The 17,718-nt window shown below is 68.8% G+C and carries 19 protein-coding genes; 5 read left to right on the forward strand and 14 right to left on the reverse strand.

Features of this window, described 5'->3' with window-relative positions; all coding sequences use genetic code 11:
- Window positions 1–4: 4 nt before the first annotated feature.
- Together HMJ39_RS07030 and HMJ39_RS07035 are read left to right on the forward strand one after the other, a co-directional pair.
- A complete protein-coding gene (locus tag HMJ39_RS07030; protein ID WP_194296749.1) occupies window positions 5–625 on the forward strand; it encodes an isochorismatase family protein in 621 nt (206 codons plus the stop codon).
- A gap of 84 nt (window positions 626–709) precedes the next feature.
- Window positions 710–1,423, forward strand: coding sequence for a TetR/AcrR family transcriptional regulator (locus HMJ39_RS07035; RefSeq protein ID WP_194296750.1), 714 nt, complete (start codon window positions 710–712; stop codon window positions 1,421–1,423).
- A gap of 71 nt (window positions 1,424–1,494) precedes the next feature.
- Here the strand turns inward: HMJ39_RS07035 and HMJ39_RS07040 are convergent, their stop codons facing one another.
- The 4 genes from HMJ39_RS07040 to HMJ39_RS07055 all read right to left on the reverse strand — a co-directional run bounded on the left by HMJ39_RS07040 (window position 1,495) and on the right by HMJ39_RS07055 (window position 5,813).
- Window positions 1,495–1,734 (reverse strand): DUF2789 domain-containing protein, encoded by a 240-nt coding sequence (locus HMJ39_RS07040; RefSeq protein WP_194296751.1) that lies wholly within the window; start codon window positions 1,732–1,734, stop codon window positions 1,495–1,497.
- A gap of 125 nt (window positions 1,735–1,859) precedes the next feature.
- Window positions 1,860–4,019: a malate synthase G gene (locus HMJ39_RS07045; RefSeq protein WP_194296752.1), complete on the reverse strand. Its 2,160-nt coding sequence runs from the start codon at window positions 4,017–4,019 to the stop codon at window positions 1,860–1,862.
- A 136-nt stretch (window positions 4,020–4,155) separates the two neighbouring features.
- Entirely contained in the window at window positions 4,156–5,013 is an 858-nt protein-coding gene (ttcA, locus tag HMJ39_RS07050) for a tRNA 2-thiocytidine(32) synthetase TtcA (RefSeq protein WP_161385789.1), read from the reverse strand.
- The gene (locus tag HMJ39_RS07055) at window positions 5,013–5,813 is read right to left on the reverse strand and encodes an SDR family oxidoreductase (protein WP_161385790.1); all 801 of its coding nucleotides are present in this window, start codon (window positions 5,811–5,813) and stop codon (window positions 5,013–5,015) included. The genes ttcA and HMJ39_RS07055 overlap by 1 nt, the downstream gene beginning before the upstream one ends.
- A gap of 145 nt (window positions 5,814–5,958) precedes the next feature.
- Here HMJ39_RS07055 and HMJ39_RS07060 point away from each other — a divergent pair, with 145 nt between their 5' ends.
- The gene (locus tag HMJ39_RS07060; RefSeq protein ID WP_161385791.1) at window positions 5,959–6,495 is read left to right on the forward strand and encodes a YecA/YgfB family protein; all 537 of its coding nucleotides are present in this window, start codon (window positions 5,959–5,961) and stop codon (window positions 6,493–6,495) included.
- 110 nt (window positions 6,496–6,605) lie between these two features.
- Here HMJ39_RS07060 and HMJ39_RS07065 read toward each other — a convergent pair whose 3' ends face one another.
- The 9 genes from HMJ39_RS07065 to HMJ39_RS07105 all read right to left on the reverse strand — a co-directional run bounded on the left by HMJ39_RS07065 (window position 6,606) and on the right by HMJ39_RS07105 (window position 15,002).
- Window positions 6,606–7,193: a hypothetical protein gene (locus HMJ39_RS07065; RefSeq protein WP_161385792.1), complete on the reverse strand. Its 588-nt coding sequence runs from the start codon at window positions 7,191–7,193 to the stop codon at window positions 6,606–6,608.
- An 11-nt stretch (window positions 7,194–7,204) separates the two neighbouring features.
- Window positions 7,205–8,773 (reverse strand): GMC oxidoreductase, encoded by a 1,569-nt coding sequence (locus HMJ39_RS07070; RefSeq protein WP_161385793.1) that lies wholly within the window; start codon window positions 8,771–8,773, stop codon window positions 7,205–7,207.
- 92 nt (window positions 8,774–8,865) lie between these two features.
- Window positions 8,866–9,603: an MHYT domain-containing protein gene (locus HMJ39_RS07075; protein WP_161385794.1), complete on the reverse strand. Its 738-nt coding sequence runs from the start codon at window positions 9,601–9,603 to the stop codon at window positions 8,866–8,868.
- Between the two features lie 97 nt (window positions 9,604–9,700).
- Window positions 9,701–10,747 carry a molybdenum ABC transporter ATP-binding protein gene (gene modC / locus HMJ39_RS07080; protein WP_161385795.1) on the reverse strand — a complete coding sequence of 349 codons (1,047 nt, stop codon included), beginning with the start codon at window positions 10,745–10,747 and terminating at the stop codon, window positions 9,701–9,703.
- Window positions 10,744–11,424 (reverse strand): molybdate ABC transporter permease subunit, encoded by a 681-nt coding sequence (gene modB, locus HMJ39_RS07085; protein ID WP_194296753.1) that lies wholly within the window; start codon window positions 11,422–11,424, stop codon window positions 10,744–10,746. Before modB ends, modC begins: the two co-directional genes overlap by 4 nt.
- Window positions 11,421–12,143 carry a molybdate ABC transporter substrate-binding protein gene (gene modA / locus HMJ39_RS07090; protein ID WP_194296754.1) on the reverse strand — a complete coding sequence of 241 codons (723 nt, stop codon included), beginning with the start codon at window positions 12,141–12,143 and terminating at the stop codon, window positions 11,421–11,423. Before modA ends, modB begins: the two co-directional genes overlap by 4 nt.
- Before the next feature lie 3 nt (window positions 12,144–12,146).
- A complete protein-coding gene (trhO, locus tag HMJ39_RS07095; protein WP_194296755.1) occupies window positions 12,147–13,088 on the reverse strand; it encodes an oxygen-dependent tRNA uridine(34) hydroxylase TrhO in 942 nt (313 codons plus the stop codon).
- Window positions 13,085–13,417 (reverse strand): BolA family protein, encoded by a 333-nt coding sequence (locus HMJ39_RS07100; RefSeq protein WP_194296756.1) that lies wholly within the window; start codon window positions 13,415–13,417, stop codon window positions 13,085–13,087. The genes trhO and HMJ39_RS07100 overlap by 4 nt, the downstream gene beginning before the upstream one ends.
- 46 nt (window positions 13,418–13,463) lie before the next feature.
- Window positions 13,464–15,002: a carboxylesterase/lipase family protein gene (locus HMJ39_RS07105; RefSeq protein WP_194296757.1), complete on the reverse strand. Its 1,539-nt coding sequence runs from the start codon at window positions 15,000–15,002 to the stop codon at window positions 13,464–13,466.
- A gap of 128 nt (window positions 15,003–15,130) precedes the next feature.
- Here HMJ39_RS07105 and HMJ39_RS07110 point away from each other — a divergent pair, with 128 nt between their 5' ends.
- The gene (locus HMJ39_RS07110; RefSeq protein WP_194296758.1) at window positions 15,131–15,451 is read left to right on the forward strand and encodes a poly(hydroxyalkanoate) granule-associated protein; all 321 of its coding nucleotides are present in this window, start codon (window positions 15,131–15,133) and stop codon (window positions 15,449–15,451) included.
- Between the two features lie 125 nt (window positions 15,452–15,576).
- On the forward strand, window positions 15,577–16,614 hold the full coding sequence (locus tag HMJ39_RS07115; protein WP_194296759.1) for an AraC family transcriptional regulator: 1,038 nt from the start codon (window positions 15,577–15,579) through the stop codon (window positions 16,612–16,614).
- Here the strand turns inward: HMJ39_RS07115 and HMJ39_RS07120 are convergent.
- Window positions 16,574–17,686 carry a geranylgeranyl reductase family protein gene (locus tag HMJ39_RS07120; protein ID WP_161385802.1) on the reverse strand — a complete coding sequence of 371 codons (1,113 nt, stop codon included), beginning with the start codon at window positions 17,684–17,686 and terminating at the stop codon, window positions 16,574–16,576. The genes HMJ39_RS07115 and HMJ39_RS07120 overlap by 41 nt on opposite strands.
- Window positions 17,687–17,718 lie beyond the last annotated feature (32 nt).

Below are 17,718 nucleotides of genomic sequence, written 5' to 3' on the forward strand. Positions count from 1 at the left end.
CGCCATGCCTTCCGATCAGGATGTCTATCAACGCCAGGGCTTCGGCGCCGCCCTGGGCCTGCGTGGCCAGCCGGCGCTGCTGATCGTCGATTTCGTCAACGGCTTCGCCGATGCGGACCGCTTCGGGGGTGGCAACATCCCCGAGGCGATCGCCGCCACCGTGCCGGTGCTGGAGGCGGCCCGGGAGCGCGGCTGGCCGGTGGCGCACACGCGCATCGTGTTCGCCGACGACGACGCCGACGCCAATGTCTTCACCCTCAAGGTGCCCGGCCTGCTGGGGCTCAAGGAAACCGATCCGGCCAGCGCCATCGTGCCGGCGCTGGCCCCGGCGGGCGGTGAGCTGGTGGTGCGCAAGACGGTGCCCTCGGCGTTCTTCGGCACCGGCCTGGCCGCCTGGCTCACCGGCCACGGCGTCGGCAGCCTGCTGGTGGCCGGCTGCACCACCAGCGGCTGCGTGCGCGCCAGCGTGGTGGACGCCATGAGCCACGGTTTCCGGCCCCTGGTGCTGGAGGATTGCGTCGGCGACCGGGCCCTCGGGCCCCACGACGCCAACCTCTTCGACATGGCCCAGAAAAACGCCGACGTGCTGCCCTGGGCTACCCTGCGCGAGCGGCTCGACGACTGAGTTTTACCGCTCCACGCGGCGCCGCTAGAATACGCGGCGTCGCTTTATTTATTCACTTCATTAATTTCGGCGGTCCGAGCAGCCATGCCCAGTTCCAAAGTCCAGGGTCGACGCGGTGTCGCGCCCAAGAAAAACGCCAAGCCGGCGACCCGTAACAAACCCGGGCGCCCAGGCGGCTCCAACGGCCAGGTCCGCGACCGGATCCTGGACGCCTCCGAGCTGCTGTTCGCGGAACGGGGCTACGCCGGCACCACCCTGCGCGAGGTGGCCGACGCCGCCGAGGTCACCCAGGCGCTGATCAACTATTACTTCGGGTCCAAGTACGGCCTGTTCCAGGAGGTCTTCCTGCGCCGGGGTAAACGGATTTCCGATCAGCGACTGGAGCGGCTCCACGAGCTGGAAAGCGAGGACGGCCTGAACGTCACCGACATCGTGCGCGCCTTCCTGATTCCCACCCTAGAATTGCGCGGCAGCGTCGCCGGACGCGCCTTCATCCGCCTGCAGGCGCGGCTGCACACGGAACCGCCGGAAATTTCCTACGAACTGCGTAACGAGGCCTACAACCAGTCCACCCAGGCGTTCGTGGAGGCGTTCCGCAAGGCGCTGCCCTCGCTCAGCGAGCGCGACGCCTACTGGCGGGTGACACTGATGATCGGCGCCTACATGTACGCGTTCTCGGACACCCACCGGCTGGAGCAGCTGGCGCCCGGGGTGTGCCACCCGGAGGATTCCGAGGAAGTGCTGCGGCAGATGACCGCGTTCGTCACCGCCGGCATGGAGGCCGACCCGGCGGGCTGAGCGGGCGGATCGCGGCTGAAGCCGCTCCTACAGCGGGCCGGACACGGCCAAGGGAGCGGCTTCAGCCGTGATCAGCCGTCCTCTTCGTGCAGGGATTCGTTCAGTTGATCGACCACCAGCGCCCATTCCGCGTCGCTGTTGAGCAGCTCGCGCAGCAACTGGCGCTGGGCGTCGTTCCAGAACGGCGCGTCGACGATGTTCACTTCCGCCGGCAGAAAATGCTCGGCGATGAAGCGCTCGATGCCTTCCGGGCTGGCGTCCAGACCCAGTTGCAGGAACAGGTTGGTCATCCGCGCGTGTACCGTATCCATCGTCATCCTCCAATTTATTGAATAGGGATAATATCCCAAATCCCCGCGCCACCGTCATCGCGCCAGGGCACAAAAAAGCCCGGCGCGAGGCCGGGCTTTTCAGGGGTCGAGGGAAAGCCGAGGAATCAGGCTTCGCCCTTGAGCTCCAGGCGGCGGCGGTGCAGAACCGGCTCGGTGTAGCCGCTGGGTTGCTCGCAGCCCTTGAACACCAGGTCGCAGGACGCCTGGAAGGCCTTGCCGTCGAAGCCCGGCGCCATGTTGGTGTAGGTGGGATCACCGGCGTTCTGCCCGTCCACCACCTCGGCCATGCGCTTCATGGCTTCCATCACCTGCTCTTCGCTGACGATGCCGTGGTGCAGCCAGTTGGCGATGTGCTGGCTGGAGATCCGGCAGGTGGCGCGGTCTTCCATCAGGCCCACGTTGTTGATGTCGGGCACCTTGGAACAGCCCACGCCCTGGTCCACCCAGCGCACCACGTAGCCGAGGATGCCCTGGGCGTTGTTGTCCAGCTCCTGCTGGATTTCGTCGGCGCTCAGCTCACGGTCGAGCAGCGGGATGGTGAGGATGTCGTCCAGGGAGGCGCGCTCGCGGCCGGCCAGCTCATCCTGCACTTGCGCCACGTCCACCTCATGGTAGTGGATGGCGTGCAGGGTGGCCGCGGTGGGCGACGGGACCCAGGCGCAGTTGGCGCCGGCTTTCGGGTGGGCCGCCTTGGTGGCCATCATCTCCGCCATCTCGTCCGGTTTCGGGAACATGCCCTTGCCGATCTGGGCCACGCCCTTGAGGCCGCATTCCAGACCGATGTCCACGTTCCAGGCCTCGTAGGCGTTGATCCACGGCAGGCCTTTCATGTCGCCCTTGCGAGCCATGGGGCCGGCTTCCATGGAGGTGTGGATCTCGTCGCCGGTGCGGTCCAGGAAGCCGGTGTTGATGAAGATCACCCGGTCCTTGGCGGCGCGGATGCACTCCTTCAGGTTCACCGTGGTGCGGCGCTCCTCGTCCATGATGCCGATCTTCAGGGTATTGCGCTCCAGCCCCAGGGCGTCTTCCACCCGGGCGAATAGATCCACGGCGAAGGCCACTTCCTCGGGGCCGTGCATCTTCGGCTTGACGATGTACACCGAGCCGGTGCGGCTGTTGCGCGCGCCGTCGGTTTTCTTCAGGTCGTGCATGGCGCCGAGCACGGTGAACATGGCGTCCATGATGCCTTCCGGAATCTCCTCGCCTTTATGGAGGATCGCCGGGTTGGTCATCAGGTGGCCCACGTTGCGCACCAGCATCAGGGAACGGCCGGGCAGCACCAGGGTGCCGCCGTCGAGGGCGGTGTATTCCCGGTCCGGGTTCAGGGCGCGGGTCATGGTACGGCCGCCCTTGTCGAAGGATTCCTTCAGGTCGCCCTTCATCAGGCCCAGCCAGTTGCGGTACACCTCGACCTTCTCTTCCGCGTCCACCGCGGCCACCGAATCCTCGCAATCCTGGATGGTGGTGACGGCGGATTCCAGCAGCACGTCCTTGACGTGGGCCGGGTCCTCGGCGCCGATCGGATGCTGATCGTCCACCTGGATTTCCGCGTGCAGGTTGTTGTGCTTGAGCAGCACGCCGTCCGGCTTGGCGGCGTCGCCCCGGTAACCGCGCAGCTGGCTCTCGTCCTTCAGGCCGGACTCACCGTCCTCCAGGCGCACCACCAGTTTGCCGTCGCGGATCGCGTAGCCGGTGCTGTCCTTGTGGGAGCCGCTGGCCAGCGGGAAATAGGTGTCGAGGAAATCCCGGGCGTAGGCGATGACCTTGGCGCCACGCTTGGGATTGTAGGCGCCACCTTTTTCGGCGCCGCCCTCGTCGGAAATCATGTCGGTGCCGTACAGCGCATCGTAGAGGCTGCCCCAGCGGGCGTTGGCGGCGTTCAGGGCGAAGCGGGCGTTGCGCACCGGCACCACCAGCTGCGGGCCGGCGATGTGGGCGAATTCCTCGTCCACGTTCTTGGTGCTTACCTTGAAGTCATCGCCTTCGGGGAGCAGGTAGTCCAGCTCCTGCAGAAACGCTTTGTATTCCGCCGGATCGATCTTCCGACCCTTGCGCTCCAGGTGCCAGGCATCGATTTTCTTCTGGATGTCCTCGCGCTTGGCGAGCAGCGCCTTGTTGCGCGGCGCCAGATCGTCGAGGATCTTTTCCAGCTCGGCCCAGACGTGCTCCGGATCCACGCCGGTGCCCGGGGCGATTTCGTTGGCCACCAGATCATGGAGTTCTTTGGCGACGTCCAGGCCGCCTTTTTGGATGCGATCGGTCATGTGCTCCTACCTTTCAGGTCGAGAGTCGATACGAGGCCAGGGCAACGCGTGCTGGCCGGAAAGCGGCGGCATTTTACCGGAAAGCGCGCCGTGAATCATGCCATCGACGGCGCCGGGCGTGACGGCCCGGTCACCGTCAGCCGAACAGGTTGACCACGTCCAGCTTGTGGGCGGCGGCGCCGCCGCGTTGCTGGCCGTCCTCCAGGTGTTCGAAATCGAACAGCCTGGTGTCCGCCAGTTGCGAGGGCGCCACGTTCTGGATCGCCGAGAAGATGCTCTCCACCCGGCCGGGGTGCTGCTTGTCCCATTGGTTGAGCATCGCCTTGACGGCCTGGCGCTGCAGATTCTCCTGGGAGCCGCACAGGTTGCAGGGGATGATCGGGAATTGCTTGAAATCCGAGAACTCGATGATGTCCTTCTCGCGGCAGTAGGCCAGCGGACGAATCACGATGTTCTTGTTGTCGTCGCTGCGCAGCTTGGGCGGCATGGCCTTCATCTTGCCGCCGAAGAACATGTTCAGGAACAGGGTCTCGACGATGTCGTCGCGGTGATGGCCCAGGGCGATCTTGTTGGCGCCGATTTCCTCGGCGAAGCCGTACAGACTGCCCCGGCGCAACCGCGAGCACAGGCCGCAGGTGGTTTTGCCCTCGGGCACCTTCTCCTTGACGATGGAATAGGTGTCCTTTTCCAGAATGTGGTAGGCCACCCCTTCCCGGTCCAGGTAGTCGGGCAACACATGCTCCGGGAAGCCGGGCTGTTTCTGGTCCAGGTTCACCGCCACCAGCTCGAAGCGCACCGGCGCGGAATGCTGAAGATTGCGCAGAATCTCCAGCATGGTGTAGGAATCCTTGCCACCGGACAGGCAGACCATGACCTTGTCGCCTTCCTCGATCATGTTGAAGTCGGCGATGGCGCGCCCGGTTTCACGCCGCAGCTTCTTCTGCAGCTTGTTCAGGCGGGTGCGTTGCTTGGCGTCCAGGGTGTCGGCGATCATCAGGTTACCTTGATCTTGCGGATGACGCGACGGTACAGCGGCGGCGCCCAGCGTTTCAAATAGACGCCCGCCCCCTCGCGGCCGGCGATGATAACCTGATCGCGGCCGCGCTGCACGGCCTCCACCAGCCGCCGGGCGCACAGCGCCGGGTCCATGCCGTTGGCCTGGGCGTCGTCCAGGGTGCCCTGCTCGCGGCCATCGCCCACCAGGGCGTTGTAGGACAGGCGCGTGCGGATGAAGCCGGGCAGCACCAGGGTGACGCGCACGCCGTTGTCGTACTCCTCGGCGCGCAACGCCTCGAAGAAACCGTGCAGAGCATGCTTGCTGGCGCTGTAAGCGGAGCGCTTGGGGGTGGGGATCTCGCCCACCAGGGAGGTGACCACCACGAAGTGGCCGCCGCCCTGGCGCAGAAAGGCGGGCAACACCGCCTTGGTGAGCGCCACGGTGCCGAAGTAGTTCACCTCCATCAGACGCCGGTCCACCTCCAGGCTGGTGTCCCGGGCCAGGGCCCGCTGCGAGATGCCACCGTTGTGCACCACCTGGTCGATGCGGCCGAAATGCGCCAGCACCTTCTCGGTGGCCGGCGCCATGGCGGTCTCGTCGGCCAGGTCGAGCGGCACCACCAGGTGCTCATCGGCGTTCACCAGCCCGGCGCGCACCCGCTCCAGCTCCGCCTCGCGGCGGGCGGACAGCACCAGCCGGGCGCCGTAGCGGGCGTACTCCGCCGCCACCGCCTCGCCGATGCCCGAGGACGCCCCGGTGATCCAGACCACCTGATCCGCTAACGACGATGAGGGCATGACCGCTTCTCCTTCTGATTCCGGGTTGCAGTCAATGATGCTAGGCGTTGCCGGCGGGAAATGCGATAGCCCCGGCGACGGCTGGGCGCCGCCGGGGCGAACGGGTATCCTGGCGGCCTCAGACACCGGCAACCACGAAGGCCCCATGACCGCCATCACCAATCCCAGCCTCAAGGACACCGTGACCCGCTTTTTCGCCGAGCAGGGCGAAGAAGCCCCCTCCTGGGTGGAAACCCATGGCCTGCTGTGCGGCTTCGCCGTGGGCCCCTACGACGGCCCGGCGGACTTCGGCTCGGCGCTGGAAATGACGCTGCCGGAGCCGGTCACCGCCGCCCTGGAGGAACTGCGTGGCCGCCTGCTCACCGACACCCTGGCCGGCGAGCGGGTCACCCTGCCCTGCCTGCTCGACCCCTACAAGGAGGACGACGGCAACGACCTGGCCTCCTGGTGCGCCGGCTTCCTCAGCGCCGTGTTCGAGCACGAGGAACGCTGGTTCGGCGACGACGATGATGAGGAAACCATGGCCAACTGGCTGCTGCCGATGATGCTGATCTCCGGCCTGGACGAGGACCCGGAACTGGACGCCATCTGGGAAGACGGCCAGCTGGTGCGCCAGATGGCCACCGGAATTCCCGACGTCCTGGAGGAGATCCTGCTGCACTTTCAGGGCCCGGAAGGCTGAGCCGAGAGCCGGCGCTTAACGCGCCGGATCGCGACTAAAGTCGCTCCTACGGCGGGAAAGAAAGCGGTAGGAGCGGCTTTAGTCGCGATCACCCCGATCCCACCCACCGACTAGTCGTCGCTTAGGGAAAGGTGGCTGATGTCCGGCGCGACCGGCGGCTCGTCGCGCTTGAGGGTCTCCAGGTCGGCACCGGGTTCGGCCATGGACAAATGGCTCACATCCGGCGCCGGAGCCGGTTCCGGCCGGCCGCCGGGATCCAGATCGGTGCCCACCGGCGCCACCTTGAAAGCACCGGTGAAACCGGCGCCGCCGGTGCGGATGGTGCCCACGGTTTCCAGATCCGCGCCGTCCTGGCCGGCGCTGCCCACGGGGGACGGCTCGACGTTCGAGCCGCCGCCCGCCGGGGCCCGCGCCTCGAACGTGGCGGGCCGCGCCGCCGGTTCCGGGGCCGCCGCCGGCGGGTTCACCGGCTTCAGTTCACAGTGGGCGCCGGCCTGGCGCAGCGCCACCTGGAATTTGCGGGCGGTGGCCTCGTCCGCGTCCTTCTTCACCACCCGGGGACCACCGCCCAGCAGTTGCCGGGCCTTGGCCTCGGGCATCTTGAAAAGCCGCGCCAGGTTGGCGGTCACCCGCTCGGGGTCGGCGCCGCCCAGAAGATCGCCGGTCAGCACCACCTGGAATCGATTGTCGTCACTCATGATGTCAGCCTCTATACCCAGTGCGCGGCGGCGTGCTCCGCCAGGGCGGCGATGGTGCGCGACGGGTTGAGCCCCAGGGCGCGCGGTACCATGGCGCCGTCCACCACGTACAATCCGGGATAGTTGAACACTTCTCCGGCGTGGTTCACCACGCCCTGTTTCACGGTATCGGCCATGTTGCAGCCGCCCAGGGGATGCGGTGTGACCAGATTCTTGAACCAGCGCCAGGTGGCCGGCGTCATGGCGGCGCCACCGGTGGCCTCGGTGAGCTTGAGGTGGCGGTCCGCCAGGCCCTGCACCGCCTTCTCGGCGCGCCGGTAGTCCCAGTCCAGGCGCAGCCGGTCCTTCTTCCAGGGCGCGTACCAGCGCCGTCCCAGGCGGAACCGCCCGCCCGGATCGTCGATCGCCTGGCCGAACCACAGCATCATGTTGGCGAACGGGTCGCTGTCGCGGCCGTACTCCAACAGCGCGGCGCCCAGGCGGGTGCGCGCCAGGCGCGGATGGCGGCCGGCGTGCTCCAGCCAGTTACCGAGCAGGTCGGGAATGCCGCCGTCCTCCACGAAGTAGCGGGCGCCCCGGTCGCTGCCGTCCAGGTAATCGATGGCGGAGGTGATGGTGGGCCCGCGGGTGGGCCGGATCTCCCGGTCGTCGTAGAACGCCGGGGTCATGAAATCGCCGTTGCTGGTCCAGCCCTGGCCCAGGGCCCGGCTCAGCCGGGGCAGGGTTTTGTACTGGTCGCGGCAGCGCAGCAGCAGCTCGGTGGAGCCGACGCTGCCGGCGGCGACCACCACCCGGCGCGCCTGGATGCGGCGCCAGGCGCGGGCGTCCAGGTCGCGCACGCCGACCTCGTACTCACCGCCGTCCAGCGGCCGAATCCAGCGTACCTGGTGCAGGGCACGGATCTCGGCGCCCTGCTCCTCGGCCCGGGCCAGGTAATTGAGATCCAGGGTGTTCTTGGCCTGCACCGGGCAACCCAGATCGCAGTTGCCGCAATGCACGCAGGTGCCCTGGCGCTGGCCCTGGTCGTTGGTCCAGGCCTTGCTCCGGTGATAACCGTGGGCGTCGTCCAGGCCGGCGTGCCAGTCCGGGTCGAAGGTGATCGCCTGGGGCACCACCCGGAAGCGGTGGCCCTGGCCGAGCCGGTCGGCGGATTCGTGCATCAGGCGGGTGCGTGGCGTCCACTGCCGGTCCGGCAGGGTCTGGACGTTGAGCATGCGGCCCACGGTGCGGAAGTGGTCGCGCAGCGTGGTCGGCTCGATGGCCTCCGGCCAGCCCCGCTCGAAGACATGGGCGGGCGGCTCGATGCTGACGTTGGCGTAGATCAGCGAGCCGCCGCCGACGCCGGCGCCCAGGGCCACGCTCATGTCGCCGAAATAGCGGAAATCCAGCCAGCCGTTCTGTTTTTCCGGCTCGTCCTCGTCCCAGAACCAGTGGTCCTGGCTGACGCTGGGATAATCCTCCGGCAGCCAGCGCCGGCCCCGCTCCAGCACCAGCACCCGCTCGCCCCGTTCCGCCAGACGGCAGGCCATCACGGCGCCGCCGAAGCCGCTGCCGATGATCAGCGTGTTCACCCTTTCCATGGTGTTCTCCCCCAAAGAGCGGTGCCCCCGCCCTGTTATTCTCGCGCGTGCCGGGCACGCGGTTCCGAGCCTACCAGATTTCCAACCGGCGGCTACAGACTGGCCGCCTGGCGGCGCAGGAAGCGCACGTGGCTGACCATCAGCGTGGCGCTGAGCAGGAAGGCGGTGACCAGGAAGGTGGTGACGCCGAGCCGGTCGCCGCCGAGAGTGCCCAGGGATCCGGCGGCGGGCACGGTCCCCCGGGGCGTGTAGCCGGCCGCCGCCATGCCGGTGTAGTGCATGCCGCACACCGCCACCCCCATGATCACCGCGGCCCCCACCATGCGCCAGCCGCCGCGCAGGGTGAACGCCGTCCACAGCGCCGCCATCGAGGCGACCACGGCGATGACCACGGAGGCGGCCACCAGCCAGGGATCGTAGTGGATGGTCGCCGGCATCAGCATGGCGGCCATGCCGGTGTAGTGCATGCCGGCCACGCCCAGGCCCATGAACAGGCCCGCCGGCACCACCCGGCGTTGCCGGAACTCGCCCAGGCCGGCCCAGGCCAGACCCAGGGCGCAGGCGGCCACGGCGATCAAGGCGGAAAGCAGGGTCAGGCCGATGTCGTAGGCCACCGGCACGGGTATCCGGCAGGCCAGCATGGCGATGAAGTGCATCGCCCAGATGCCGCCGCCGCCCATGGCCAGGGCCGAGGCCAGCACCGCCGCCAGGCGACGCCCGGGGCCCCGCGCCAGCGGGATATCGATGGCCAGCTGCAGCGCGGTGACCGCGCCCAGCACCGATACGCCGTAGGACAGCGCCACCAGCACCCAGTCGTATTCGCCTTGCATCCTTCCTTCCCCTTGGTCCCGTTCCTGGGCGTTAACATGTGCCAGGAGGCGGCAAGGATTGCAACCGACTTGTGCGGGGATCGGCGGGCAGCGCCTGCTAGACCAGGGCGGCGGCCTTGATCTGGGCGTGGAGCGCCAGGCCCGGACGCAGCCCCAGACGGTCCCGGGACAGGGTGGAGACCCGCGCCAGCAGCCACTGGTCGGCGCAGCGCAGGCGCACCAGGCACTGGCCGTGGCCCAGGTCACGCAGGGCGTCCACGGTGGCGGGCAGGATATTGAGAACACTGGAATCCCGCACCGGGCTGAGCGCCAGGCTCACGTCCCGGGCCGCCACCTTGAGGCGCGGCGTGTCGCCCCGGGGACCGGCGGCGGGCAGGCGCAGCACGGCGTCGCCCAGGGTCAGCTCGAGCAGATGGTGGCGCTCGTCGTAGCCCCGGTGGCGGGTACGCAACACCACCGCCGCCTGGCCGCCGGCGGCCAGGGGCCCGTGCAGGCCGGCCAGGCACTCCGCCAGGGGGCCCTGCTCGCGCAGGCCGCCCCGGTCCAGCCACCACAGGTGGTCGCCCAAGGTCATCACTTCGTCGAGCTGGTGGGTCACGTAGAGCACCGGCAGACGTTCACCGACCCGGGCGATCACCGCCATCAACGCCTGGCGGCGCTCCGCGTCCAGGGCGGACAGGGGCTCGTCCAGCATCAGCAGGTCCGGTTCGGTGAGCAGGGCCCGAGCCAGAGCCACGCGCTGGGCCTCGCCGCCGGACAGGCCGGCCACGCCGCGCTCCATCAGCGGCTGCAGCTCGGTCAGCGCCACCACTTCCCGCCAGCGGCCGTCGGTGGCGCCGGAGCGGCGCGCCGCGAAGCGCAGGTTGCCGGCCACGTCCAGGTGCGGGAACAGGGTCGGCCGTTGCAGCATCAGGCCCACCGGGCGGCGGTGGGCGGGAAGAGCCTGGTGCTCGTCCTGCCACACCCGATCATCGAAGCGGATCAGGCCCCGGCACGGCTGCAGGCCGGCGATCGCCTTGAGCAGGCTGCTCTTGCCGGCCCCGGAGACGCCAAACAGGATGGTCACGCCGCGCTCCGGCAGCGCGCCGTTGACGCTGAGCCGGAAATCGCCCCGCTCCAGGGCCAGATCCACCTGCAGACTCATGGCAGCGCCCCCGGGCGCCGCTGCCAGCGGAACAGGCCCCACAGCATCGCCACCGAAAGCACCACCAGCACCAGGGCCAGATGATGGGCCCGGGCGTAGTCCCCCACTTCCACATGCTCGTAGAGCGCCACGGACGCCACCCGGGTCTCGCCGGCCAGACTCCCGCCGATCATCAGCACCACGCCGAATTCCCCCAGGGTGTGGGCGAAACCGAGCACCGCCGCCGACAGATAACCGGGCCGGGCCAGGGGCATCACCACATTGCGGAACCGGTCCCAGGGCGGCGCGCCCAGGGTGGCGGCCATGTCCAGGGTGTCCCGGTCGATGGCGGCGAAGGCGTTCTTGAGCGGTTGCAGCACGAACGGCAGGGAATAGATCACCGACCCGATCACCAGGCCGGTGAAGGTGAACGCCAGGCTATGGCCACCCCACAGGCGGGCCAGCAGACCGCCCGGCCCGTCCGGGCCGAGCCACAGAAGCAGGTAGAAGCCCAGCACCGTGGGCGGCAGCACCAGCGGCAACGCCAGTACCGATTCCAGCAGGGCCTGGCCGGGGCGCCGGCGGCGCGCCAGCCACCAGGCCAGGGGCGTGCAGATCACCAGCAACAGACCGGTGCTGATCAGCGCCAGGCGGACGCTGACCCACAGCGCCTGCCAGTCCGCCGGGGAGACGTTCAACGGGGCGCCAGCCCGTAACCGGCCTGCTCGATGCGTTCACCGGCGGCCTCCGTGGCGAGAAAATCGTAGAAGGCGCGGGCCGCCGGGCGCTCTACCAGCAGCAGGCTTTGCTGCTCGATGGCCGGGTACAGGGCCGGATCCGGGAGCCACAGGCTGCCGCCGGCGCCCCGTACCTGGCTGAAGGCCACGAAGCCGGCCTGGGCGGCGCCGCTGCTGGCGTAGTGCCAGGCCTGGCCCACGTTCTCGCCCTGCACGATGTTCACCGAGTCCGGCAGGCCCAGATGGTCGATCACCGCCTGGCCGGCGGCGCCATAGGGCGCCAGCCTCGGGTTGGCCAGGGCCAGCGGGCTGATGTCGCCGCTTTTCAGCAGCGCCGGGCCCAGATCCAGGCCGTCCTGCTTGCTCCACAGGGCCAGCCGGCCCATGGCGTAGATACGCCGTGAGCCGTCCACGCCCAGGCCTTCCTGGTCCAGTTCCTCGGGGCGGCGGGCGTCGGCGGCCAGGAAGATGTCGAAGGGCGCGCCACGGCGAATCTGCGCCGCCAGCTTGCCGGTGGAGGCCACCGTGGTCTCGATGTCCGCGTCCGGATGATCACGCTGGTACAGCGCCACCAGGGTTTCCAGGGGCTTGGCGAAATTAGCGGCCACCGCCACGCGCACCGGATCGGCGGCGGCGCTCAGGGACAACAACAGGCCGATCACGGCCACAAGGATGCGCATCAATCAGGACTCCTCGGAGGGCTCGCGGGGATCGTGGCCAAGGTGCGGCTCGCCGCGCCGCCGGGCCAGCTCGATCTGCTTCTGGCGTTCGGCGAAGCGCGCTTTCTGCTCCGCCGTGGATTCGTGGTAGCAGTGCGGGCAGGACACCCCCTGCTGGAATTGCGGCGACGCCTTGTCGGCCTCGGAAATCGGCCGCCGGCAGGCGTGGCACTGGTCGTAACCGCCCGGCTCCAGATCGTGGTTCACGGTGACGCGTTCATCGAACACGAAACACTCGCCGCGCCACAGGGAGCGGTCCTCGGGCATGGTTTCCAGGTACTTCAGGATGCCGCCCTTGAGGTGGTAGACCTCCTCGAAACCCTGCTCCTTCAGGTAGGCGGTGGATTTCTCGCAACGGATGCCGCCGGTGCAGAACATGGCCACCCGTTTGTGGCGGGCCGGGTCCAGGTTGTCGCGCACGTAATCGGGGAAATCCCGGAACGCCTTGGTATTGGGGTTCACCGCCCCCTGGAAGGTGCCCACCTCGTACTCATAATCGTTGCGGGTATCGATCACCAGGGTTTCCGGGTCGGCGATCACCCGGTTCCATTCCTCCGCTTCCAGGTAGGTGCCCCGGCTGCGGTTGGGGTCCAGGTCCTCCACGCCCATGGTGACGATTTCCTTCTTGAGCTTGACCTTGGTGCGCAGGAAGGGGTGCTGGTCGGTGAAGGATTCCTTGTATTCCAGCTCTTCCAGGCGCGGGTCGGCGCGCAGCCAGTCGAGCACCGCGTCGATGTCGGCGCGGCGCCCGGAGACGGTGCCGTTGATGCCCTCCCGGGCAAGCAGCAGCGTGCCCTTCACGTCGCGCTCCAGCATCAGCGCCAGCAGCGGCTCGCGCAGCGACTGAAAATCCTCCAGCCGGGTGAAGCGGTAGAGCGCCGCCACCACGATGTCGCCGGCGCTCATCGGCGGAACTCCGGATCATGCTTGCTGCCGCCCCGGCAGTCCGGCGAATCCGCCACGTCACCGCCCTGGGCGCGCCATTCCTCCGGCGTGAACAGGTGCAACGCCAGGGCGTGCACCGGGCCGTTCAGTTCCTCGCCGAGCACGCCGTACACCGCCTGATGGCGACGCACCGGCATCTGCCCCTGAAAGCTTTCGGAGACCACCACCAGCTTGAAGTGGGTTTCCGAATCCGGCGGCACATTGTGCTTGTGACTCTCGTTCTCGATCCGTAAATGATCGACGGGCAAGGCGTCACGCACCTTGCGTTCAATGGCCTGGGCCACGGTCATGGGAGGGCTCCTGATTAGCGAGGGCTATATTCTACGCTTTATAACGCTAGTTTGCAGTCCCCGGGCTCGGACGCGGGATGATGTCCGCCCACAGGGCTTCATCGTCGGCCTGGAACAGCGCCGCCGTGGCGTCGCCGGGGCCGTACTGGACCACCCGGCGGCCTTCGCCCCAGGCTGGCCCGGAGGGCGCCTCGCCCCGGGCGAAGGCGCCCCAGTCATCGCGCACCCGCTCGGACAGCGCCCGGGCCTGGTCGGTGCCGCCGGTGAAGAACTGGCCGGGCACGGTGTCGGTGACGCCGAACACGAACGGCACGTCGACCACGTGGCAGGCGCCCATGGGCACGCCGAACTGCTGGCTGGGCCAGGTGAACTGGTAGCCGTAGGTGTCGGGCCGGTGGGCGGCCTGGGCATCCAGCAGACGCAGGGTGGGGATACGGAACAGCCGGTCGGTCTCCATGGCGGAGAACCAGTCCATGTTGCTGCGCGCCGGGTCCGGGGTGACGGTGCGCCGGTAATGGGCCAGCACCCGCTCGCCATTACCCGGCAGGGCGCGCTCGAAGCGACGCAGGATCTCCTCGTCGTCATAGCCGCGCAGCTCCTCCACGGTGGGAAAGCCGGCCAGCGGCCCGGCGTACTGGAAGAAGTGGTATTCGTCCCGGCACACGCCGGCCATCAGGGCGATGTCGGCGGCCTCGCCGTCGGCGATGGCGTCCACCGGCAGGCGCGGCAGCAGGTCGCCGTCCACCATGGGCATGAAATTCATGGCGAACTGGGGCGTGGTATCGCGCTGGCCGCGCCGGACCAGGGTGCGCAGGGCCTGATTCTGGGCCTTGATCCAGGCCTTGGCGTCGGCGTCGCGCAGCTTATCGGCGGCGCCGCCGTCACCGGGCAGCGCCTCCAGGAAGGCGCGGGTCACCTTGGCCACTTCCTGCGGATCAAGGGCGAAATCGGCGGCGCCGGATTGCACGATGGCGGCCTGGAACAAAGGCCGCGCCCGGGGCGTGGCCATCAGGGTGGCGACGCTGAAGCCGCCGGCGGATTCACCGAAGATGGTCACCCGGTCCGAACGGCCACCGAAGGCTTCGATATGGCGGTTGACCCATTCCAGGGCCGCCACCTGATCGCGCAGGCCCAGGTTGGTGTCCGCGTCCAGCTCCGGCGCCACCGCGCTGAAATCCGCGAACCCGTGGGCGCCCAGGCGGTAAGCCGCGTTCACCACGATCACCTTCTGGCTGGCCGCCAGGGCGGCGCCGTTATACAGGATCTGGGACGCGGAGCCGGCCACGTAGCCGCCGCCGTGGTACCAGAGCATCACCGGGAAGGGCCCCTCCCCTTCCGGCACCCAGATGTTCAGGTAGAGGCAGTCCTCGCCGGAGTCCTCCACCCCCATCATCGGATTGCGCACCTGCAGAGACGGCAGCGGGTACCGGTCGGCGCGCGTCACCGCCTTGCTGTCCGGCAACGGCCGGGGCGCCTTGAAACGGTCCTCGCCCAAGGGCGGCCGCGCGAACGGCACGCCCCGGAATTCCTGAACGCCGTCGCCGGCCACTGCGTCATAGGTGCCCTGGGGCAATACCACTTGCATGATGCGCTTTCTCCCTGGTCCCGGCGGCCCGGGACAGCTTGTTTAATTGTTGGACAATATCCCGTGATCGACGCGGCGCCCTGGTTACCATTTGCTCACTTACACCATTGGAAAAGGAGGCCCACTCCATGACTGACACCACGTCCACCAACGACACGGTCACCGAGCTCAACGCCACGGCGGACAAGCTTACCAAAGCCGCGCGCGGCGCGTTCACCCGAATCTCCGAAACCGGCCGCGACTGGTTCCAGGAACTGGTGAAAACCGGCGAGGCCCTGCGCGATCGCAACGCCAAGAAAAGCGGCGGCGCGAAGAGCCAGGACGACTGGCGGGCACGTCTGGCACACGGTCTGGGCCTGCCCACCCGGGAAGAAATGGAAAGCCTGGACAAGAAGCTCAACCGCATCAGCCGCAAGGTCAACAAACTGGCCCGCGAACAGAAGGCCTGATCCAGCGGTCCGTGAACCGGCCGGGCCAGGAGCGGCCCGGTCGGTGGTTTTCGTCATTGACTTGCCCCACCCCCCTGACGTTTCCTGATGCTTCGCTTCGCCGACATCGATAACAAGAAACGCCTATGTCCAACGTCGCCTCCGCCCGCTTCGGCTCCCTCACCGTGGCTTCGTTCTGGATCGAGTATCTGCTCGACGCCGCCCTGCACGCTGGCGTCGATCTCAGCGAGGCGCTGATCCGCCTGGGCGTCACCGAGGAAGACCTGGAATCCCCCGCCGCCCGCATTCCCCTGAGCGTGGAAAACCGGCTGCTGGAACACGCCGTCGCGCGCAGCGGCGACCCCATGTTCGGGCTGCACATGGGCGAAGGCATCCGCCCGCGCTTCATGGGCGAGCTGGGCTACGCCAGCATGTCCAGCGCCACCCTGCGCGACGCCATCGAACTGATGATTCCCTTTACCCGGGTCACCTCGGAATTCGCCGAACTGCGCTTCGAATGGCGCGGCCGGGACCTGTGGCTGATCTGGGAGACCCCCTTCGAGGACCTGCCCACCTGCCCGCACCGGGTGGATGCCTTCTTCACCGGCGCGGTGGTGTTCGGGCGCTGGATCCTGGGTGCCGAGCGCGATCCCCTGGCCCTGCATCTGCGCCACGGGGCGCCGGCGGACGACGGCGAATACCGCCGCGTGTTCCGCTGCCCGGTGCACTTCCGGCAGCCGGTGAACGCCCTGGTGCTGGACGAGGCGGTGCTCGACCTGCCTCTGCGCGACGCCGACCCGGAGGTGCACCGGCTGGCCCGCTCCCGGGTGCAGCGCGCCGTGACCCGCCACCGGGCCCGGGACAACCTGCTCGAACAGGTGCGCCTGGAAATCCAGCGCCGGCTGGTGGACGGGGTGCCGCAACTGGAGCCCATCGCCGACCGGCTGGGCGTGAAACCCTGGACCCTGCGCCGGCGGCTGCGCGCCGAGCACACCGATTTTTCCACCTTGCTGGAAGACGAGCGGCGCCGCCTGGCCTGCGACTGGCTGCTGCACAGCGATCGCTCGGTGAATCAGATCGCCCTGGACCTGGGCTATTCGGAACAAAGCGCCTTCAACCGCGCCTTCAAGCGCTGGTTCGGCGTTACGCCCCTGGGCTACCGAGAAGGTGACGGCGCCCCTTGAGGCTGCGCCAGGCGCGCTTGGTGCCGCCCAGGGTCAGGCCCTCGGCGTACCCGGCCAGCAGGGTCGGCGCCAGCCAGCGGCTCAGGGCGGCGTAGCCCAGGGCCGGCACGCCGTAGAAGATGCGCGTGATGCGTTCCACCTGGCGCAGTTCCTCGCCCCAGTCCGCCAATAGCAGCGGATAATCCCGCGGGCGGCCGGCCAGCAGCGCCCCGGCGGCCAGCTGGCCGCTGACCAGGGCGCCGTAGATGCCCTCCCCCAGCAACGGCTCGGTGCTGCCGGCGGCGTCGCCAACGAACAGCACCCGCCCGCAGCGCGGCGGGCGCCGCGCCAGCCAGGTGCCAAGGGGATAGCCACCCACCTCTTCCAAGGCGTCGCTGCCCAGGGTCCGGCGGGCGTAATCCGCCAGGTGCTCGCGGGCCAGCCGTGCCCGATCCCGGCGCCACACGTACAAGCCCACGTTGATGTGATCGCCCTTGGGAAACAGCCAGCCGTAGCCGCCGGGCACCTCCTGGAAGTCCAGGGTCATGGGGGGATAACGCCGGGCCCGCTCCCGGGGCAGATGCCCCTCCAGAGCCATGGCCGGCGCCGCCGGGGGCTGCCCCTGCAAGGCGCGCCGCACCGGACTGTGGGCGCCGTCCGCGGCGATCAGCCAGGTGGCGCGCAGCGTCTCGCCCTCGGCGCTGATCAGGGTCACGCCCTGGTGGTCCTGGCGCACCGCGCGCACCCCGGCGGTGACATGCCACCCGGCGCCCCGCGCCCGCGCCTGCTCCCGGCACAGGGCGTCCAGCTCGCGCCGGTGGGTCATCACGCAGAACGGCGCCGCCGCGCCCGCCGTCACCGGCGGTTCGCCGGAGCGGCTCATGGCCACCCGGTCCACCCGCTCGCGGATCACCGCGTCCAGCGGGAAGCGATAGCGCCGCAACGCCTTAATGGTAAGGCCGCCGGCGCAGGGCTTGGGCCGCTCCGGACCGCCGTGCAACAGCAGCACCCGGGCGCCGCCGGCGGCCAGATCCCAGGCCGCCGCGCAGCCCGCCTGGCCGGCCCCCGCCACGATCACATCCCAGTTTGGCACCGTCCCCTCCTTTGGTCTGACCCACCGTCCGC

The organism is Alloalcanivorax profundimaris (assembly GCF_015265435.1).
GTDB lineage: Bacteria > Pseudomonadota > Gammaproteobacteria > Pseudomonadales > Alcanivoracaceae > Alloalcanivorax > Alloalcanivorax profundimaris.